This window comes from Alcaligenes sp. GW821-FHT11D07 (genome assembly GCF_058808495.1).
Genome location: NZ_JBXART010000001.1, coordinates 797,174 through 816,714, shown reverse-complemented (window position 1 = coordinate 816,714; position 19,541 = coordinate 797,174). Strand labels below are relative to the sequence as shown.

General features: G+C 56.0%; 18 protein-coding genes. All 18 read right to left on the bottom strand.

Annotated features, from left to right (window positions below):
* Positions 1-284 precede the first annotated feature (284 nt).
* The gene (locus AC1RSM_RS03710) at positions 285-1,145 is read right to left on the bottom strand and encodes a type II secretion system F family protein (RefSeq protein WP_492929585.1); all 861 of its coding nucleotides are present in this window, start codon (positions 1,143-1,145) and stop codon (positions 285-287) included.
* A gap of 2 nt (positions 1,146-1,147) precedes the next feature.
* Positions 1,148-1,993, bottom strand: coding sequence for a type II secretion system F family protein (locus AC1RSM_RS03705; protein ID WP_492929583.1), 846 nt, complete (start codon positions 1,991-1,993; stop codon positions 1,148-1,150).
* A complete protein-coding gene (locus tag AC1RSM_RS03700; protein WP_492931445.1) occupies positions 1,990-3,633 on the bottom strand; it encodes a TadA family conjugal transfer-associated ATPase in 1,644 nt (547 codons plus the stop codon). The genes AC1RSM_RS03705 and AC1RSM_RS03700 overlap by 4 nt, the downstream gene beginning before the upstream one ends.
* The gene (locus AC1RSM_RS03695) at positions 3,623-4,927 is read right to left on the bottom strand and encodes a type II and III secretion system protein family protein (protein WP_492931443.1); all 1,305 of its coding nucleotides are present in this window, start codon (positions 4,925-4,927) and stop codon (positions 3,623-3,625) included. The genes AC1RSM_RS03700 and AC1RSM_RS03695 overlap by 11 nt, the downstream gene beginning before the upstream one ends.
* A 68-nt stretch (positions 4,928-4,995) precedes the next feature.
* On the bottom strand, positions 4,996-5,877 hold the full coding sequence (gene cpaB / locus AC1RSM_RS03690) for a Flp pilus assembly protein CpaB (RefSeq protein WP_492929581.1): 882 nt from the start codon (positions 5,875-5,877) through the stop codon (positions 4,996-4,998).
* Positions 5,874-6,494 carry a hypothetical protein gene (locus tag AC1RSM_RS03685; RefSeq protein ID WP_492929579.1) on the bottom strand — a complete coding sequence of 207 codons (621 nt, stop codon included), beginning with the start codon at positions 6,492-6,494 and terminating at the stop codon, positions 5,874-5,876. Before AC1RSM_RS03685 ends, cpaB begins: the two co-directional genes overlap by 4 nt.
* Positions 6,491-7,093 carry a pilus assembly protein TadE gene (locus AC1RSM_RS03680; RefSeq protein WP_492929578.1) on the bottom strand — a complete coding sequence of 201 codons (603 nt, stop codon included), beginning with the start codon at positions 7,091-7,093 and terminating at the stop codon, positions 6,491-6,493. The genes AC1RSM_RS03685 and AC1RSM_RS03680 overlap by 4 nt, the downstream gene beginning before the upstream one ends.
* Positions 7,090-8,355 (bottom strand): hypothetical protein, encoded by a 1,266-nt coding sequence (locus AC1RSM_RS03675; protein WP_492929576.1) that lies wholly within the window; start codon positions 8,353-8,355, stop codon positions 7,090-7,092. The genes AC1RSM_RS03680 and AC1RSM_RS03675 overlap by 4 nt, the downstream gene beginning before the upstream one ends.
* The gene (locus AC1RSM_RS03670; protein ID WP_492929575.1) at positions 8,352-8,609 is read right to left on the bottom strand and encodes a hypothetical protein; all 258 of its coding nucleotides are present in this window, start codon (positions 8,607-8,609) and stop codon (positions 8,352-8,354) included. Before AC1RSM_RS03670 ends, AC1RSM_RS03675 begins: the two co-directional genes overlap by 4 nt.
* 210 nt (positions 8,610-8,819) lie before the next feature.
* Positions 8,820-9,950, bottom strand: coding sequence for a YncE family protein (locus tag AC1RSM_RS03665; RefSeq protein ID WP_492929574.1), 1,131 nt, complete (start codon positions 9,948-9,950; stop codon positions 8,820-8,822).
* Positions 9,951-10,050: 100 nt separating this feature from the next.
* Complete coding sequence (locus AC1RSM_RS03660) at positions 10,051-12,468, bottom strand: TonB-dependent siderophore receptor (RefSeq protein ID WP_492929572.1); 2,418 nt, start codon at positions 12,466-12,468, stop codon at positions 10,051-10,053.
* Positions 12,469-12,642: 174 nt separating this feature from the next.
* On the bottom strand, positions 12,643-13,632 hold the full coding sequence (locus AC1RSM_RS03655; RefSeq protein ID WP_492929571.1) for a FecR family protein: 990 nt from the start codon (positions 13,630-13,632) through the stop codon (positions 12,643-12,645).
* Positions 13,633-13,713: 81 nt separating this feature from the next.
* Positions 13,714-14,217, bottom strand: a complete 504-nt coding sequence (locus AC1RSM_RS03650) for a sigma-70 family RNA polymerase sigma factor (RefSeq protein WP_492929570.1) — start codon at positions 14,215-14,217, stop codon at positions 13,714-13,716.
* Between the two features lie 371 nt (positions 14,218-14,588).
* A complete protein-coding gene (locus tag AC1RSM_RS03645) occupies positions 14,589-15,284 on the bottom strand; it encodes a fumarylacetoacetate hydrolase family protein (protein WP_492929569.1) in 696 nt (231 codons plus the stop codon).
* On the bottom strand, positions 15,281-15,817 hold the full coding sequence (gene ppa / locus AC1RSM_RS03640) for an inorganic diphosphatase (protein ID WP_492929568.1): 537 nt from the start codon (positions 15,815-15,817) through the stop codon (positions 15,281-15,283). Before ppa ends, AC1RSM_RS03645 begins: the two co-directional genes overlap by 4 nt.
* A gap of 28 nt (positions 15,818-15,845) precedes the next feature.
* Positions 15,846-17,351, bottom strand: coding sequence for a heme biosynthesis HemY N-terminal domain-containing protein (locus tag AC1RSM_RS03635; RefSeq protein ID WP_492929567.1), 1,506 nt, complete (start codon positions 17,349-17,351; stop codon positions 15,846-15,848).
* A gap of 3 nt (positions 17,352-17,354) precedes the next feature.
* Positions 17,355-18,665, bottom strand: coding sequence for a uroporphyrinogen-III C-methyltransferase (locus tag AC1RSM_RS03630; RefSeq protein ID WP_492929566.1), 1,311 nt, complete (start codon positions 18,663-18,665; stop codon positions 17,355-17,357).
* Between the two features lie 72 nt (positions 18,666-18,737).
* Entirely contained in the window at positions 18,738-19,538 is an 801-nt protein-coding gene (locus AC1RSM_RS03625) for a uroporphyrinogen-III synthase (protein WP_492929565.1), read from the bottom strand.
* Between the last annotated feature and the right edge of the window lie 3 nt (positions 19,539-19,541).

Below are 19,541 nucleotides of genomic sequence, written 5' to 3'. Positions count from 1 at the left end.
GCCAACGTGCCTTTCCTGGCGAGACAGCCGGACAAAACCTCAAGGGCTGATCTCTTTCATCCAGAAAGCAGATATCCAGAGCCTGTCGCATTCCCCATAAATGGATCGCTCTGCATGGTCGCAGCCACACCGCTACTGCGAAATCCCTGCTCTGCGGCAATGCCTTCCAACCACGCCACCGCGCCCAGAAAGTACTGGCATCGAATAAATACAAGGGCTGCGCTTGCTCCTGCGGTAGCGTCTTTGGCAGCGGCTGCTTGGTCAGGGTTGATATCAGCACCACCCTAGCCTCCGCCGGCCAACCAGGGGCCTAACAGACTCATGGCAATCACCAAAAACGTGCAGGGAAATATGCACACAACCAAGGGTGCCAACAAATACACAGGCAGCTTGAGGGCTCTTTGCTCCGCCTCCAAATGCAGATGAGCACGCAGTTTTTCCGCTTGAGATCGCAAAAGCAAGGCCAAGGACAAACCGGTGTCCTGAGCCAACTCCAAAGACAAAGCCAACTCCTCCAGCTCCGCCTGCCTGACGCTCAAAGCGACATTACGCATGGCTTGTGGCAAGCGTCGCCCTGCCCGAACCTCGCCCTGTACCTTGCTCAGGCTGAGCAGCAAGCTTCCTTGAGGCACAGCCTCCATCGCACGGACCCAGGCCTGTTGCAGCCCCAAGCCGGACTCGACGGCCAGCACCAATAAATCCAGAAAAAACGGCAGATCCCGGCGACAACGGGAGTGATGCTGACGCTGCAGTTTTTTACCTCGCGAGATGGCTTGCAACAGACTCAACAAAAACCCGGTCGCGATCAGGCCAGCAATATCGACCAGTGCCGCTCCTTGACTGAGCAGGAAGACCCCCGCCAAGCTTGTGAACAAGGCGGTTAAGGCTACACGTTTACTAAGAAAAATCCGTATCTCGTTCGCATACGAGCCCCATAGGCGCTCCGGCCAGGCATGCACAAAGGGTAAAGACAGGCAGACATTCAAGACTCTGGAAAACGGCGCTTCCCACGCCTGCCAGGCAGCTTGTTTCAGGCTGCTGCCACCTTGCAGCAACAGTAGATACCGCCCTCGCCAAGCCCATAAACAGGCAATCAAAAACAGGGCGGCGCTCAAGGCAGAGAGCGACCAAATTAAGGCCAGCATAGTCACGCCTCTCCTCGCAAAATCACCTGCATCCACCACAGTCCCATCATCAGCATGGCGACAATGCCTCCTGCCACCCACACGCCCACGGTGTTGAACCAGGCTTGTTCAAATGCAGTGGCATCCAGCAGATACAACGCTCCCGCCACAAAACCCGGCAGGCAGAACATGATTCGAGCCTGCAAGCGGGCCTGAGCCGTCAAGGCAACAATCTTGTCCTCAATGGTCAGACGGGCGCGTATCGTTTGTGCCAGTATTTTCAAGCGCTCGCCCAGTCCCGCCCCTGTGCTCTGCCCCATTTGCAGGGCACTGACGAACATGGCCAACTCCGACACCGGCACACGCTCCAACAAGTCTTGGTAGGAATCTTTGGCATTCAAACCCAAGCGCTGCTGGCGTAACAACAAACGCAGCTCTTGCCCTAAAGGCGCAGGCACAGATTGCCCTAGCTGCTGCAAGGCTGCTTGCAAAGCCAGCCCCGCCTGCAGACTCAAAGCCAAGGACAAGACAAAATCTGGCAGTTGCCGTCGTAAGGCCGCCAGGCGTCGACGCCCCATCCAGCGCAAAACCACCAAAGGCGTCACGGCAGCAATCACGGTGATAAGTACAGCTAGCCACAAGGAATGTATCAGCCACCACGCCACCAGAAAGACCAGAGCCAGCAAGGTCCAGGCACCAAAGGCAAGATACTGACTGCGCACAAATACAAAATGCGATTGCAGGCTCTGTTCGGACTGCTGAAGCAATTGCTGCCTATAGCGCCTGGCAAGACGCTGCCCCAAGCGAAGCAACAGGTAAGCCAACGCCGTAGTGCCAAAGACGGTTAGCAAAATACTAAGAAACTTCATGACTGCCCCTCTGATGGGGGGACATATTCAGACCTTAAGCCGCTGGCCGTAAAACCAAACTCCGGGCGGTAACTGTACAGAGTCTGCAATTGAATACGCTGCGCCTCTATACCCGTCACTTCCACAATCTCGTGAACCAAACGCTTGCCGTCGGGCAAACGGCTAAGTTGCACAATAATGTGCAAAGCCCGCGCGATATGCTCCCGCACGACCAGCAAAGGCAAATCCAGACCCGCCATCAAAACCATGCCTTCCAGTCGCGATAAGGCATCGCGTGGGGTGTTCGCGTGCAAGGTCCCCATCGATCCTTCGTGGCCTGTATTCATGGCGGACAACATATCGAAAGCCTCCGCACCCCGACACTCTCCGACCACAATCCGGTCGGGTCGCATGCGTAAGGCTTGTCGCAACAGACTGCGTATATCCACCTGCCCCTGGCCTTCTGCATTGGCGGGCCGAGACTCCAAGGCCACCCAATTGCTGTGCTGCAACTGCAATTCAGCGGCGTCCTCCAGGGTCACAATGCGCTCCCCCGAATCAATGCAGGTACTGAGCACATTCAGCAAGGTGGTTTTACCTGTACCCGTGCCGCCCGAGACCAGGATATTGCAGCGCCCCTGTACTGCCTGTTGCAAAAAGCGAGCCATCTCGGAAGACAAGCTGCCCGTCTGCAACAAGTCCTCCAAGCCCAAGCGTCGCTTGGGGAATTTGCGTATGGTCACGCAGGTTCCCTTGACCGCCACAGGTGACAAGACTGCATGGAAACGTGAACCATCCGCCAAGCGCCCATCCACAGCAGGCGAGCTAATATCCAGCCGTCTGCCCAAGGGCGCCAAGATACGATCAATAATGGCCCGCAAAGCGGTTTCACTACTAAATACCAAGGGATGGGCCTGCAATCGCCCCGCCTGCTCCACAAAAACCCGGTCGTAGTGATTGACCATGATTTCCGACACCGAAGCGTCTGCCAACAATGACTCCAAAGGGCCCAGACCTACGGCCTCAGCACAAACGCTGGCCTGCAATCTGGCCCGTTCATGCTCGGGTACAGCACACTGCGCCTGAATCAAACGCCCCAGACAATCAAAAGCCTCCTGCTCCAATTGTTTGTCCGTCACCCTGGACAAGTCCCGACGTTCCAGCTCCAAGGCACTAAGCAAGGCATGGTGCAGACGTTGTTGTTCTTGCCTGAACAAATCACTATTGGAAGACAGCATAGGTGCCTGATCAGGAATCGGTGCGTGACCATCACGCGTGACCGCCCGCCCAGGTTCTTCCAAGACCAAAGATTCATTGCCCTTAACACCCGCCATCGGCTTATGGGCATCGGTTTCCGTCTGGAATGAGGAGGCCTGCCCAAAACCAGCGATTCGTAACTTGAAACCGCCCAAAGCCAGCACATCCCCCTGACGCAAGGGACCATCGTCATACACCCGTTTGCCATTAAGCTGCACGCCGGTCAGCGAGCCGTGATCCTGTATATAGACCGCTCCAGCCCGTTCCAGCAGGCTTGCGTGCTGACGCGCAATTCGCCAGGATGGCAAGACCACATCGCAAGCCGGATCGCGTCCTATCAGGGCGGGCAGATTGACTGACCAGGGACGCGTCGTCCCCAGCTCTGATTCAAGCTCAAGGTTCAACACGAAATACCTCACTGTCTGGCTCTATCCATTGAGAACGACTGCCCTGCCAGGTACCAGCCCCCTTAGGCGCGGGACGCACCGGTGTATTCAGCCGAGGGGCATCGGGGAAGGTCTGATCTAGCCACTGTGCTGCATTCGCCTGCCGGGCCAACAAGTCGGGATGCTCGGCGGCTACCAAGGTAGGCGTCACAAATACCGCCAGTTCTGTTTCCTGTCTGGCAAAGCGCTCTGAGCGAAACAAGGCTCCCAGTACCGGCAAACTGGCCAGACCAGGCAAGCGGTCTACATGACGGGACTCCTCACGGGAAATGAACCCGGCCAACACCAGGGTCTGCCCCGAACGCACATTGAATTCAGTCGACGCCCGGCGTGTTTTCAAGGATGGCCCGGCTGGTTGAGACAGGCTAGCATCCACGGAACTGACCTCTACTTCAATCTGTGAACGCACCAAACCGCCCCGCTCCACTCTGGGCACGATGCGCAAAGACACCCCATAGGGCTTGAAACTGGTCTTGCTGTTTCCTTTGTCATCCGTGGTGGTGTAGGGCAGCTCGCCCCCAGCCAGGAACTCCGCCTGCGACCCGCTGCGTGCCAATAACTGCGGCTGCGCCAATACGACGGCATGACCTTCCTGCGCCATGGCCTGAACACGGGCAGACATCAAGGCTCCAACACCAAAGAACGCCGCCCCCTGACGGGCCGGGAAAGCCAAGGGCAAAACGGCTTCACCGGGACGCTCCAGAAACTGATGCGTTGCGGCATCCCAGCCACCGCCCATACTTAAGCCTCCCTGAGAGCTCCCATCCCAACGCACACCCAGCTCCCGCAAGCTGTTACGTGGCACTTCCACGACCTGCACATCCAGCAAGACCATAGGTTCCCAACCGTCCTGCTGGGTAAAGTCCAATAACTGGGGATGCTCCTGGCTCAAGGCCTGAATTCTTTGCTTGTCCTGATCGCTTAAACCCTCACCTTCCAACACCAATTTGCCGCCTAGCTCACTGATACGCAGTTCAGGAATGCGCTCCAGCAAACTTCGTAGCTCAGCAAGTATCTGCCGCTGATTCTCGGGTGATACCTCTACCTGATAGGACTGGCTTTGCCCAGAGCTGGACCAGACCTGCACCACCGTGCTGCCTGTCTTGCGCGCAAAGAGAATCAACTCCCCTGATTCGGTGGTGACCGCATGCACAATCTCGCCATCGCCAACCGCTACGCGTTCAACCTGAGTCTCGGGCAAAACCATCAATTCACCGACTTGCAAACCTAGGCTCTGAGCATGGCTGGGCATGCCAAGACCGAACAAGATGCTGGATAACACGCTGAAGGCGGCTCTGTGTTGCCAATGAATCGTTCTGCTCATGGCCGTTGCCCCACTGACAAACTGTCAGGCATCGCCAGCCACCCCAGGCGCTCCTCCTCCGCCGGGCCGATCTGCCCACCCGGTCGATTACCGTACAAGACCTGCACGGGCTGTCTGGGCGCCCCACCCTGCCCCAGACCCAGAATATCGGCCAGCTCACCACGCACCGCCGCTTGATGAGGAGTGTGATCATCAGGATTGCGCAGCAAGGCACTGATGCGACCATGCTGTCTGGCTGCCAACAGCTTCAAGGCATCATCGGGTCCTACGTCCAGCGTGAGCGTGTTGTAAGCCTCTTTGTCGAGACGATTCGATACCGTACCTTCACCCGCTTTCTGACCTGTGGCCAGCACCAGAACAGACTGCAATAAAGGTGCTGTCACCCGTCTTTGCCTGTCATCAAAGCTGACATAAATATCAATCCAATCCCCAGGCCGAATCAGGCCCGATACCGAGCTGATGGCATCCACTGGTACGGTTAATGCCCGTCGGCCAGAAAGCAATTGCTGCGAAAAGGGGCTGCTGGCTTCCTGCACATGGGCCTTGCTGATCAAGTCTCCCGCACGCAAAGGCTGGCTCAATATTTGCCCGATCAAGCTTTCAAACTGGGCCACATCCCAGCTATCGCTAGGGACCAAGTCTGCGGGATAGGCACGGGCCGCCAAATGTACGGCTTCAAGCACGGTTCCTGCCGCCAAATTGGACGCAGCCACAACCCTGTCCAATTGCACCCGGTGCGCAGCCTGTCGCAAAGCCTCTTCCTGGCGATCCAGATAGCGACTGCTAGTCCCTGCCGCCATCACCCCCGCCAACAAGGCCAAAACCCCAAATCCAACCGTCGGATGGCGACATAGCCATAAGAATTTTGTGCGAATCATGAGACCTCCTTTTCACAAGCACGGCAAATCAACAGCAAGTAGCGCTCCTGCCCATACTCCAGTTCCATCACATCCAGTTCGGCTGGGCCTCTACGCCAAAAACGCTCGCCCGCCTCAGATCCCCAACCCTTGCGACGCAGGGCCTCTTGCCAGTCCGACTCGCCGATGAGTAACCAGCTTTGTGCCTGCCCTAGCTGTTCGTGTTGCCATAACACGGGGCCTGAAACAGGTGCTTCAGCCAGGTTTAAAGACGAACTCATCCGCTGACTTTGCTCGGCCATACTCAACAATCCTGAACGAGGCTGGGCCTGCACACTGTCCAGCCATAAAACGCAGTTCTTGCTATCCGTTGCGCTCAAGAACACCCATTGCTCTTCCAACCTCATCGCGCCAAAGCTGGCACCACAAAAAGGCTCCAGACGCGAGGACAAGGCTTGCGGGCCCAGTTCTGTACTCAAAGCCCAAGAGTGGACCGGCCCCACATCCGTCTGTGTAATCTGACCTTGATCCCAACTGATCTGAGGATCTTTTATCGGTTCGGGCACACTCTGTGTCTTGGCAGGGACGGGGCTAAGCATCAGCAAGGTCATCAACAACAAAGCGAGCAACGGCTTCATAAGGCCCCCTTGTTCACCTGATCAGGAACGAAGTCCTGCCATCGTCCCAACCAGTCCAAATCTGGCTGGGTTCTCCCCCAGGCGCTATCCAAAGGTCTAACGTGCCCTACCGTGCCGCGGGCGGCTGAGCGGCTAGATGACGCAGCCTCTTCCCACGCGGTAGCACTGCTTTCCAAACGCTGCCGGGTTTGCTGGGTGCTCGCCGCTTGCCCCGCACCTGCCCACAATTGTGATTGCCGATGTAGCTGCGTGTGTTTGGATAAAGCGCTTAACCAGCGAGGCCAGGGTACAGAAACACGCGACTGAGCCGTCCATGCACCGCTGTGCATTTTTAATAGTTCCTGCTGCAAAGACTCCGTTGCGGAGCCTTGCGAGGCAAGGAATCGACTCGGCTCCAGGTGTTGGCCAGGGTCAGCAACGACAGGAACAGGTTTGCCTTGAGCATCATGGCTGAACAAAGCTAAATGCGCGCTTTGCTGCATATGCTGCAAACGATGTTGCTGTTGCATCAGCCAGCGACCCGCCAAGATCATCAAGCCCAATACAAGGCCCACTAAGCAGGCCTCAACTAGGGCCATCCCCTTTTGTTGCGGCTTCATTGATGACGCCCCCTACTGCCGGCGTCCACTAAGCGAGCCTGCCAAAAAGGCAGAAACAAGCTGGATGCCTCTCTGCTCCTATCGGCGATGTCCGGCGGCGGAGAAAAGAAGGCCTGAGCAGCAGCTCGTGTGTGGATGGTCTGGGCCAAATGACCGTGGGCTTTCAGTGTCAGGAGGAGGTCCGGCCCTGTCAGACTGCTTGGATCAGCCAAGCTGTACCCATCCACCCAGGCTCTTTGGCTCCAGGGCTGGGCATCACGTCGCGCCCACGAATGCGCCACCGTATTGCCTTGTGCCGACAGCAAAGAGCCATTGCCCTGCTCCATCGCCCATTTCCAGAAACTCTGTCCTGAGAAGTCTGCGGGCGCATCTATACCCGACGTAGAGTCGGGCGTCTGCAAGGCCCATGCCATGGCATATTCGCGAAAATAGCAGCCTATCCAACGGTTAGATCGCACCATATGCATGGATTGCGTATCACTGGAATGCCAACGCCCGGAACTATCGAGCTCGGTACGGCCAGAGCGTCGCAAACGATGGCGCCACAAAGGACAACGCCGATCGACACCCGGATAAGAGCGGGCCTCGAAGTCACGCGGTGCCAGAAAGCCATACAGAGAGACCAAATGACTCAAACCAGGCTGCCACTGCGCTTGCCCGGATTGCAAAGACAGGAATTGCGGCCAGTCATCACGGTCAATACGCCAGTTCAGTGCGTGATCCGGCCAATCCGGCAAACTTCCCTTCAGCGTTGCCTGGATAATGGCTCGTCGACGCTCTGGCAAACCCTCTACCAGCTCTTGTTGAGCCTTAAGCAAGACTTCGTGAATCAAGTGTTGATGGGCTTGAAAGGCTTGTTCTAAAGCCCGCTGTTCATCCCCGGCAGAGCGCGCCTGAGTGTACGCAAGCCCATGCGCTGAGCCAAACATCATGGCGACCAGATGTGCAGGTGGATTAGCCCGACGCGCTTGCCCAGACTGGGTGTGCGCTGCCCTGTCCCAAGTTGCCAAGGTCAATAAGTGCCCCAAGGCCAATTGATGCCCCAGCTGCGCCCGGTTGATGTAGGCCAGCAGATTCAGGGTACGGGCTTGCTCAGTCGCCGCTCCATAAGCTGCAGCATCCAAGACCAAGGACAAGCGCCCTTGCTGCTCGGCAATCTGGTTCACATGAAAATAGCTGCCCCAAGCGACAGACAGGAGCGCCAGCGCGATCAGGCCCCAGGCCAGCGCCGCCCCCTCTTGATGATGCGCGAGCTGCCTCATTGCGCATTGCCGGTAAAGGATTTCAGGCTCTTGGCACTACCTTGGGCGGCCGCTGCAGAGGCAGCAGATTGCGCCTGCTGGGTCTGTTCGGAACCGTCCTCACCCGCCAATTCCTTGGCCATGGCCGCGGTCTGGTTTCGAATCACCTGCCCAAAGGACTGGTAAACGGCAATGGCTGCAACCGCAACCAAAGCCACAATAATTAAATATTCGACCATGCCCTGGCCGCGCTGCCGACTGCTGAACCGTCTCATTGGAATCTCCCAAAAGTCAGTTCACAGTCTGCCTCTGGGCAGCGGGCCAGGATATTCGCAAAAGCCGAGCCGGATGGGCTTGTCCGGCTGTTGGCGCAACGCGGTCAGAGCAAAGGCCGTCAGCAGGTCCACAGGACGCATAAACTGCTATGCGCCCGCTTTGTTAAGAACTCACTGAGCGATCGAGCGCAAAGGCTTGCCCTTCACATGTCACAATGCCTGCAGGTCAATACGAGCTACCTGATCCACCAAGGCCGGCTCCCCTTCTTTCACAAAGGGCCGCTTCACACTGACATAAAGTAGTTGGCCATCAGGCGTCATGGAAATCGTGTTGGGATGCACGGGCAGCGCAATCGTATGTTTGATGGCATAGCTGCTAGCATCGATGACGCTCAGCGTTCCACTGCCTCGGCTGGCTACATACACCTCATTGCGAATCGGGTTATAGCGTATCCCCACCGGCATGTATCCCGTGGGGATTTTGTGCAGGATGGCCCCTGTTTTCAGGTCAAACACCAAGGTGCCTTCACTATTATTAAGCTGATTGGCAAACAAGCGTTCACTCTTGCTGTCCAAGACGGTATTGACTAGAAAACGTCGTCTGATATCGCTAGGAGACAGCTTCTCGGGGATGCGGTTTTCGCCAACTTTTTCCCAACTTTGCGTGTCAAACACAGCATAGGCTGCCGTGCCGCTGACCAGCAACTTATGATTCGCTGCATCCAGGGTCAAGCCAGCAGTAGGCGCCTCAAGATCACGGAGAATACGGTTCGTGGAGAAGGTCTTGCTATCAATGATCCAAAGAAAACCCAGGTCCGTCACACCACTGACAATAACCTGTCCGGCAGCTTCATCCACCACGATCTGGCGCGTGTGCACCGGCTCGCCCTTGGCATCTTTGACACCGTGATGCAGGGTTCCCTTTACCGTACCGCTTGAAGCGTCAATGGCTGAAACTGCCCCATCCCGGGTATGACCGGCATACAGCGTGTTGGTGCGCGCATCCAAGGCCAGGGCAAAAGGCATAAAGGGCAGATCAATCTTTTTCTGTACGGCCAGCGTCGTCGGGTCAAGCTGATAAATCGCGCCGCCCCCTTTGCTCTTCAACTCGTGCGCACTCGCCACAAACACCGCCTTGGACACAGGGCTATAAACCAGCTCATAGACTCCCGGCACAACATCCTTTTGCAGGACGGCCCCGGACACCTGGGCAGATGCGACAGAGCTTTCAGGTACTGGCTCTTGCGCGGCATGTGACACCGCCGTCAGCAAAAATAGCGGCAGTGCGGCAAGCAGAATGGAATGCTTTGCACGCGTGAAGTACGTAGGTTTCTCAGACATAACAACCTTTTTGGAAATAGGTCTGGCTAAAGACGCCAGGAAAAAAAAAATCGCAAAAATGGAGTGCAGCAGCAGTCCTGCTGCAAGACGCAAACCGGCCTTAGAACTGGTGATTGACGGTTAGCAGCACCTGACGCGGCTTGCCAAGATAGTTGCCGGTACTGATGCTCGAGCCGATCTTTGAGTAATACTGCTTGTTGGCCACGTTATCGATATTCAACTGCACGGATGTACTGCGGTTGATGTCGTATCTGGCCAGCAGGTCAACGATGGCGTAGCCAGGCTGCTCGATGCGGAAATTCGATCCCTTATAGAACACCTTGCTCTGCCAGCGCACACCGCCGCCCAGAGTCAGGCCTTCCAGGGCGCCGCCCAGCTTGTAAGTCGTAAAGAGCTTGACCATATTCTCTGGACTGCTTCGCTCGTTGTAGAACTCACCTTTTTTGTTACCCGAGGCATATTGAGAACGTGCGTAGGTATAGCCAGCGCTGATATTCCATCGATCAGTGAGTGCCCCGGCAAGCTCTAGCTCCACGCCGCGCGTACGCACCTTATCTGCCGCCTCATAGCAATACAGCACAGCGGGATTGCAGTACGTCACGCCGGCTACCTGCGTCGGCAAATTCGACTGCTCCAACTGAAACAGCGCGATCGATGCATTAAGGCGTTTATCCAGAAATTCGCCCTTCAGGCCCAGTTCCCTATTGGTCCCTTTTACCGGGTCCAGCAAGGAGCCCTTGATGTCGTAATAACTTTGCGGCTTGAAGATGCCGGTGTGACTTGCATAGACCGAGTAAGTCTCGTTTAAGTCGTACACCAAGCCCACGTAGGGCACAAATTCGGCATCCGCCGAATAGTCCGTCTTGTAGTATTGCGATTTGGATTTGAACCAGCTGACACGGCCGCCCAGTATGAGTTTCAATGGATCGGCGATATCGAAGCGGGCCGAGGCATAGAGGCCCAACTCTTCCTTGTTCTCGTCTACGTTGTACGGGTTCAGGCCAAACGTCGGTTTTGGCTGCGAAGTAGGATTCCAATTCTCCGGATCAAGGGGGATGTTGGCGGCAGAACTGCCGTCCACCCGCTCATTTTCTTTATTGGCATTGATACCGATCGAAAAATCGTGATCACGCCCGAACAAGGTCAGTGGCCCATTCGCATTGACGTTGAAGGCATAATGCTTGTCCCGCATGTCCGCGCTCTGGGTAAATTTGCGCAGCGCACCGCCCGTATACCATGGGTAACTCGCGATATAGGCGGACTCGGCCCACGCCGCACGTGTCAACGCCTTCATCACCCAACCACTATCAAACCGATGCTCTAGATCCGCATACAGAGTCGTCTGACGACGGTCCAGATACTCCCAGTCACTACCTAGAAAATCATGGGGCGACAAGTCGTAGAAAGAACCGTCTGCCCGGGTCGGAAATCCGCCCCAGCTGTAGCCATCATTATGTTGCCGCTGCCGCGACAGGCCCAGGCTAAGTGTGGTGGCTGGCGTAAGATCCATGTCCACCACTCCATAGAACAGCTGTTCCTTTTGGCGGTTGTAGTCCCGATAAAGTTTGCCTCCCCCAGCAACAATCACTGCACGGCCGCGCACGCTGCCCGACTCGTTGAGCGCATTGGACATGTCGACCACTCCTCGCGCGTTTTCCCACGACGATGCAGTCACTCGAGCCGAGTATTGCGGGGTCGATGTCGGTCTTTTGCGGATCAGATTAACCGACGCCGATGGGTTGCCAGACCCTTCCATTAAACCGGTGGCACCACGCACGATCTCCACTCGGTCGTACATGGCTAAATCATCATCAGCCAAGATATCGCGTGAATAGCTTTGTGTGGACGTGGTAATACCGTCGTACTGAATATTGGAGATGCTGTGACCGCGAGCCAGATACTCCCAGCGCGAATCACCATTGCCCTGTACGGCGACGATCCCCGGCGCGTCACGCAAGGACTCATCTAAAGCACGGTAATTTTTGTCCTCCATTTTTTGACGTGTAATCACCGTCATCGATTGCGGTGTTTCTCGCAGTGAGAGCTCCAGCCCGCTGGCCGAAGCACTCGGTCCCGTGGCAAGGTACGAGCCACTCCCTTCTGTCGCCAGGCCCGTATTGGCAGTGACCGTGATAGGAGCCAATTGGGTAGTGTCGTCACGATCTGGGCGGGTTAAGGAAACCGTTCGCCCATTCCAATCGGCTTGCACGCCCGTTCCTTTCAGCAAGCTTTGCATGGCCTGCTGGGGCGTCATACGCCCACTGACCGGCGCTGCCTGCAAGCCACTGACGGTCTGCGGCAAATAATAAATTTGAATATCGGCCTGCTGCCCCAGCTCAAGCAAAGCCTGATTCAAAGATTGGGCCTGAATGGAAATCGACAGCGCGGGCGCATCCTGCGCTATCACCTGCTCCAAAGGGCTGAACGACAAGGCCAATGCCAATACGGTTAAGCGCGCACCCTGTACCGGGCGTAAAGCAAAAAGAGGCAATCGTTTATTTGTGTTCTGTGGATACACCGTAATACTCGTTATAAGGAAAGCGACGCAGAAAGCGACAAGCCCTTTGGCCAAAGGCAATCAGAGACGCAAAACAGTCCCTTCCCTCATAAGAGTCAATAAAGAAAAAACCCCGTAATGATTCTCGTTATTAATTTGAAAGCAATTGTATCTATGGAATAAATCAAGGTCGGTTCAAGGAGCCGCAATACCCCATTGGCCATCTGGTCCTTGAACAATCAGCACCGGCGCCAAAGACGGCAAAACCTCTAAAAAGCTTTGAGGATCATGCACATTGAATACACCCGTCACACGCAGGCCACGCAATGAAGGGCTGTGCAACACAATGGCTGGCTCGTTATAACGATTGAGCTCAGCCACAATGTGCTCCAGCGGTTCCGCATCAAAAATAGCTTTACCCTGACGCCAGGCCAAGGCCTGGACCATATTGCGTGACTGTACGGAGGTCAGTTGCGCGCTTCCCAGACGCAAACCCTGCTTGCCCACCAAGTCGTAATGAGCACTGTTCCACCAAGGCCCACTCTCGACTCGCACTGAGCCGGACTCCACCGCCACATCAACAATGTCAGCATCGCGCCGCACATTAAAACGGGTGCCAGTCACCTTGATTAAAGCCTGGCCTGCATCCACATTGAAAGGCCGATCCGCCTCGGACTGAACCTGAAAAAACGCCTCGCCTTTTTCCAGCACCACACGCCGCTCGGACTTGTAGAAAGACACATACACAGCGCTATCGGTATTCAGGCTAATTTGTGATCCATCGGGCAAGCGGTGTTCCTGGCGCTCGCCTTTATGGCTAATGTAGCGCTGAGCATGCTGTTCGCTTTCCAGCCACCGCTGTGGCCCCAGGACAGCGATCCCCGCGGCAGCGGCACAGGCCGAGCCTAAACCGGCAATGAACGCCCTTCTGCCCCATGTAGGTGCAGGAGAGCCCGTTCTGGCCACTAAACGCGCTTTAAAAGCCTCATCCGGTGTTGCCTGGGCGATCGACCACATCGCTTCCATATCCTGATAGGCCTGCGCATGGCGTGTGTCATGCTGACACCACTGCTGCAGCCGTTCCTGGTCACCTTCCTGCATCAGCCCGCCCTGCACGCGCGTAAACCAGAACGCGGCAGCATCGTGAGGATCGTCAGGGATGGAAAGTGAAGGGGATACGCTCATAGTCGCTACGATAGCTCGCCAGTTGATCCCTGTGCCAAAGCGGATGAAGTGAGAATAGTGAACACGGCGTGCATCGATATATTAAGAAGAAAACTGCCGCAGTTTACATTGCAGATGGCGCATGCTGCGAGTCAGATATTTTTCCACAGAACTGACGGACAAGCCCATGTGAGCGGCAATCTCCGGTACTGTCCACCCCTCCAAGCGATGCCAGGAAAACACCTGCTGACAGACGGGCGGCAGCTCATCTAAAGCAGCCAATAAAGCATCCGATAACTGGCCGCAACGAGCCGCCTCCTCCGCTCCGCCCACTGCCGGGTGGTCTTGTTCGGCTAAGTCATGCAAAGGTGAAGTCAGGTGCTGCTGGTCGCGCTTATGCCGCTGAATCAAGCTATTGGCGGCGCTACGGTGCAGATAAGCGCGTGGATTAGCGATTCGGCTTCCATCTTGCTCGAGAATACCTGCAATCGCATCGTGTGCTGCATCCTCCCCATCAAAGCGGGATGATGCACGTCGCGTCCACGTCTTGACCAGCTCGTGATAATTCACGAGCCAGCTTTTACGCGAAGACGAAAAACGCGACATAGACCAGCACTAGGAGAGTAAGTTTGGAAAGGCATAATAATAACAACGATTCTCATTATTATTCCTGGATTTTGATTTTTACTAAGTAAAACTCCTCAAGACTATGGATAGTGACGTGGATAGGCTCGATGTTCTCCAACGTCTGTCCCGCCTAAATCGCATCGAGATCAATATTTTCCGAAGGAAGTCCGCAAGATTGATCCTTCTCCTTCTCCTTCTCCTTCTCCTTCTCCTTCGCCTTCCTGCTCTTCGTCTTCTTCCCGACCTCACTCAGCCTAGACAAGAATCCTGTCTCTACACGCTATTTCGCCGCATGCAGCAGCCATAAAAAAACCCGCCGTCAGGCGGGTTTTTCTTCAAGCAAATCAGGATCAGACCAAGCGTACGTCTATGCTGCCCAATCCGTCGATCGCACCGTGCATTACATCACCACGTTCTACCGCGCCAACACCGGCTGGTGTACCCGTAAAGATGATGTCGCCAGGGTGCAGCTCGAACAGGCCGGACAGGTAGGCAATGGATTCAGCCACATTCCAAATCAGCTGATTCAAATCACCCGTCTGACGGCGCTCGCCGTTGACGTCCAAGGTGATGGCACCTTGGGCCAGATCGCCAATACGGCTGCGTGGCACCAAAGCACCGGTCGGTGCGGAGTGGTCAAAAGCTTTGCCCACTTCCCAGGGACGACCGGCTTTTTTAGCCTGGGTCTGCAGATCCCGACGGGTCATATCCAGACCCACCGCGTAGCCCCACACACACTCAGCAGCCTGCTCCACCGACAGATCACGCCCGCCTTTGGATAAAGCCACGACGAGTTCGATCTCGTGATGCAGATCCTGGGTGCGGGGGGGATAAGGCATGTCGCAGACTTGGCCGGGCAGCACATTCAAAATGGAATCTGCCGGTTTGCAAAAGAAGAAAGGATCTTCGCGACCGGTGAAACCCATTTCCTGGGCATGCTCAACGTAATTGCGGCCGACGCAATAAATTCGGCGCACAGGAAAAACCTGTTCACTGTCCTGTACGTTCAATGCCGCAATTGCTGGTGCAGGGATAACGGTGCTCATTTTGCTTGGCTGTCCACGAAGCGCTTGGCACCGTCAACCAGTTCTTTCTTGGCGGCTTCGATACCGTCCCAACCTTTAACCTTGACCCATTTGCCTTTTTCGATGTCTTTGTAGTGCTCGAAAAAGTGCTTAATGCGCTCCAGCTCTTCAGGCTGCAGATCATCAGGCGACTGAATATGACGGTACAAGGGGTACAGCTTGTCGGTAGGCACAGCCAGCAATTTGGCATCGCCGCCGGCTTCGTCGTCCATGTGCAGCACGCCGATAGGACGGCAAGGAATAACAGCACCAATCTGGATTGGGAAAGGAGCAATCACCAGAACGTCAACCGGGTCGCCGTCATCGGAGATGGTTTGAGGAACGTAGCCGTAGTTGCAGGGGTAGTGCATCGCAGTCAACATGAAGCGATCCACAAAAACCACGCCGGTTTCGTCAACTTCGTACTTGACGGGATCCGAGTTCATTGGGATTTCAATAACGACATTGATCTCGTCGGGCAGTTTCTTGCCAGCAGGTACTTGGGCGAGGCTCATTCGTGCAAACCTTTAAAAATAAAAAAAATTAATCGTTGGAGCGTCGAGGACGATCCGAAGTTTGTGAAAGATCGACCCCAGGAATGGGAGCCGTATCGAAATAATCATCCAGATCCGACGAGGAGCTGAGAGTATCTTGGCCAGGTGCATTCGCTGGCGGGACAGGTTCGGCCACGACAGGCAAAGGACGGCCATGATCGGGCAAGTCCTCGGCGACTGCGCTAGGTGCATACGTGTAATGCGGCAAATCATGATCGTCCTGCGATGGCAGACTGTCCGCATCCGTGTGGCTAGGATCATGGCGCGTATCCGCCGCCGGCAAGGCGCGGCTAATGGCCAGAATAGGCAAGGTGCCCGCCATAGAGGCAGCTTTACGCCAGTAGGACACGGCTTCTTCGTGGCGGCCTAAGCTGTCGTACAGATTGCCCAGCAAAGCGTGGTTGCGCAGATCGCCCTGAATCTTCAAGCTGCGCAGCAAGTAATGTTCGCCCTGCCCCCACAACTGACTGGTCAGGCACAAATGCCCCAGGGTGGACAGCAAGACTGGATTGTTGGGCTGGCTACGCAACCATTCCTCGGCTTTAGCCAAACGGCGGCCCACGAACTCAGGCGGGCATTGCGCATAAGCTTCCAACAAACGGCCGTTAAAGCTGGCGGCGATAGCCGGTTCCAAAATACGGCCAGCTTCTTCGTAATTGCCTTCTTGCTCTTGAATCAGAGCAGCTTCCAAGGCCACGCCCGGCAGCAGTTTTTCTTCAGACTTCAGATCCGACCACAGAGCTTTGAACTGTTCACTACCGCCCGCGCGCAAACGAGCCGCGCCCGCAAATTCAATGTGGCCCAACGCCTCTTGGCGATCGATACCGCTTCGTCGCGTCAGCAAGCGAGTCAGTTCGTATACACGCTCGGCATTGCCTTGCTGCCGGTAAGCACGCAGCAGCAAACGGGTGGCATGCAAATGGCGGGAGCTGGCATCTTGCAAACCTTGCAAAAGCTCAATGGCTTCTTCAGTCCGGTTTTGGTCCAGATACAGCTCAGCAGAGGCAACAGCACTGGCTTCTTTCAAACGTACATCATCGCCCGCAGCCGCACGGGCTGCCGCCAAGGCTTCGTCCCGTTGAGTAATCTGACCTTGATAATGAGCGGCTCGCGCAGCGGCCAGACCAGCTACTACCTTGCTGGACTGCGAACGCGTTTTGCTCATCAGCTTCATCAAGTCTTTTTCAGCTTGCTCGTAACGCCCTTCCAGAATGCTGATCCAGCCTGTTTCCAATAAGGCCTGATCGCGTCGTTGAGCGCGACGACCACGCCACAAGCGGAAACGCTCGGGGCCATCGCCAAACCAGGCCAGCAAGCGCAGCAGCACATACAGCACAATGAAGATACCCAGCGTACACAAGACCACATAGGTCAACGATGCACGGGCAAGATAATGTGGCGTGACTAAATAAACATTACCGGCGTGTTCACGCAAGACCAGCGCCAAAGCGACGGCTGCGATGAATAAGATGAGGGTCCAGAACCAAGTACGCATACCTTACCCCTGTGCCTGAGCGGGCTGATCCGTCTCTGATTGGGCCGCATTGCCAGACTCAGGCTGCTCAGCAGCAGGAGCCTCGGACTCGGGGCTGGCTGGCTCGGCCGACTGAGGAGGGTCAGACAGAATGTGGTCCGTATCGCCTTGCTCGTCAACCGCATCATCCGCGTTATCCTGATTGCGTCCAGCTTGCGCCTGACGCAAGCTCTCGATGGCTGCCAGCGTGTTATTGACGGTGGGCAAACGTGCCCCAATACGAGTGTCTTGCAATTGACGAGTCAGGCGCAAGGCTTGTTGCACCTGTCCGGACTGGGTGTCAAAGCGTTTTTCCAACGCGGTTGCGACCGCATTGAGTTCGGTCTGCCAAACAGCGGACTGATTCATCATCATGGCCAATTGGGCAGCCATGATGCGCAGGCGCAGGTTCTCGCGCAGACGAGCAGCCTGATCAGGCGACATCAGCAAGGCGGCGGCATCGTCTACACGACGAATCGAGACGAACTGACCCAGGTCATGACTGACCGAGCGCCAAGCCGAGCTGCTCCACTGCTCCACCGTATTCCAGCCACGCTCCCACCAAGCCGCATCAGCGGGCAACTCTGCAGCAGGCACTACCTCGCCGGACTGCAAGTCCAAAGCTTCGGTATTGGCGCCGCCGGCTACATCGTCGGGCACCAATAAAGGAGCTTCAGAGACGTAGCGCGACAGGGTATCCAGTTGACGCGACAACGACGCCACATCCACCGTAGAGGCGGCACGCAGACGTTCCAGATCACCATTCAAGGTTTGTTGCAAGGAAGCCAGGCCAACACGATTGGCACGAGCCAACTGTGCCTGAGCCGCTTCCAAAGAAACGATGGCATTGGCCACATTGCCGCCCAACATCAATTGCTGTTGAGCAATGGTGGCCAGATGATCAATATCGTTCAGCAAGACCAATTCCGAGCCGCTGTCTGTCATGGTCTGGAAAGCCTGGCTCAGATCATGAAACTGCTCGGTGGAATCGTTAAAGGATTTTTCCAGCTGGGCCAGCTTGTCAGACTGACGCTGTGCCAGCGCCAAGGCTTGCTGCGCCGTCTGGCGTGCTTGCTCTGTCGTGCTGACATTTGTGGCCAACTGGGCTTGAAGCTCGGCTTTATGTTTTTCCAGAATCGAATTCTGGTACCACAGACCGGCACCCGCCAGAACTACAACCAGCGCCGTCAGTGCATAAGCCGGACCCGCACCGCTTTTGCGTGTTTCGCGCGGCTTGGGGCTGTCTTTAGGTTCGGAGTAAGCAGCAGCAGCACTGGTGTTGGCTGTGCTGGGCATGGAAGTCTCCGATTCGCTTGCGGATGCGTTATCTGTTTTATCGTTCATGGCAAGATTGTAATCCGTGTGAGGCTAATCGCGCGAGAGCACCGCCATCAAGGCAGCGACAATATCGTCATCGTCTGGCGTACACCTTTTTACCATTGGTGGCGCTGGTATTCCAGCTTGGGACAATAAGGACTGTAAATGTTCTTCAATACGCGGGTGAATGACCACATACGCACACTGAGCCCAGGCATCCCGCAAACCCAGTCTGAGCACATTGGCAAACACGGCATCGGCGCTTTGAGAACTGCTCAGCAGTACTGCCAAGGGGCCCGCTTGCAAACTTTCCTGCAATTGATTGCCCTGCTCGGGAGTCCACATGGCGCCATTACGCTGATAGATAGCCAGCCTGTGCACCTGCACGCCCCGACTTTCCAAACGCTGGCCTAACCATTCGCGGCCACTGTGACCGCGCACAATCAGAACACGGCCAATACGTCCCAGCCGAGGTTCCAGCTCAGCCCAAAGCGCTTCTGAATCCTGCAAAGAGTCCGGGCTATCCGGGCACAGCACATTTTCAGGAGCGACACCGGGCTGGGCGCGCAAACAGGCCGCTGTTGCCAGACCTACCGCTGCGAACAACACTCCACTGGGCCAGTTCAATCCTCGTTCCCGCAAGGCGTCAAAGTAAAAATTGACGGCACTGCTGCTGACAAACATGAGCAGGTCGAAACTGGCTGGGTCTTGCCACTCTCCCTCGGAAAGAGGCTGAGGTTCCAGCGCTAAGGCTGGCAGGATCAATGAAGAAAAACCCTGCTCGGCCAAGGAGGCCGACAGGGTTTCGTTCCGCCCCGCAGGGCGGGTCAACAATACTTGAGGCAGTTTCATGCC

Bases quoted from the DNA above. Each gene is read 5' to 3' on its own strand.
- AC1RSM_RS03710 (WP_492929585.1), bottom strand. From the start codon at position 1,145: ATGCTGGCCTTAATTTGGTCGCTCTCTGCCTTGAGCGCCGCCCTGTTT.
- AC1RSM_RS03645 (WP_492929569.1), bottom strand. From the start codon at position 15,284: ATGAGCACCGTTATCCCTGCACCAGCAATTGCGGCATTGAACGTACAG.
- AC1RSM_RS03675 (WP_492929576.1), bottom strand. From the start codon at position 8,355: ATGAGGCAGCTCGCGCATCATCAAGAGGGGGCGGCGCTGGCCTGGGGC.
- AC1RSM_RS03665 (WP_492929574.1), bottom strand. From the start codon at position 9,950: ATGTCTGAGAAACCTACGTACTTCACGCGTGCAAAGCATTCCATTCTG.
- AC1RSM_RS03695 (WP_492931443.1), bottom strand. From the start codon at position 4,927: ATGCCCAGCCATGCTCAGAGCCTAGGTTTGCAAGTCGGTGAATTGATG.
- AC1RSM_RS03635 (WP_492929567.1), bottom strand. From the start codon at position 17,351: ATGCGTACTTGGTTCTGGACCCTCATCTTATTCATCGCAGCCGTCGCT.
- AC1RSM_RS03655 (WP_492929571.1), bottom strand. From the start codon at position 13,632: ATGAGCGTATCCCCTTCACTTTCCATCCCTGACGATCCTCACGATGCT.
- AC1RSM_RS03650 (WP_492929570.1), bottom strand. From the start codon at position 14,217: ATGTCGCGTTTTTCGTCTTCGCGTAAAAGCTGGCTCGTGAATTATCAC.
- AC1RSM_RS03630 (WP_492929566.1), bottom strand. From the start codon at position 18,665: ATGCCCAGCACAGCCAACACCAGTGCTGCTGCTGCTTACTCCGAACCT.
- cpaB (WP_492929581.1), bottom strand. From the start codon at position 5,877: ATGATTCGCACAAAATTCTTATGGCTATGTCGCCATCCGACGGTTGGA.
- ppa (WP_492929568.1), bottom strand. From the start codon at position 15,817: ATGAGCCTCGCCCAAGTACCTGCTGGCAAGAAACTGCCCGACGAGATC.
- AC1RSM_RS03625 (WP_492929565.1), bottom strand. From the start codon at position 19,538: ATGAAACTGCCTCAAGTATTGTTGACCCGCCCTGCGGGGCGGAACGAA.
- AC1RSM_RS03670 (WP_492929575.1), bottom strand. From the start codon at position 8,609: ATGAGACGGTTCAGCAGTCGGCAGCGCGGCCAGGGCATGGTCGAATAT.
- AC1RSM_RS03680 (WP_492929578.1), bottom strand. From the start codon at position 7,093: ATGAAGCCGCAACAAAAGGGGATGGCCCTAGTTGAGGCCTGCTTAGTG.
- AC1RSM_RS03705 (WP_492929583.1), bottom strand. From the start codon at position 1,993: ATGAAGTTTCTTAGTATTTTGCTAACCGTCTTTGGCACTACGGCGTTG.
- AC1RSM_RS03685 (WP_492929579.1), bottom strand. From the start codon at position 6,494: ATGAAGCCGTTGCTCGCTTTGTTGTTGATGACCTTGCTGATGCTTAGC.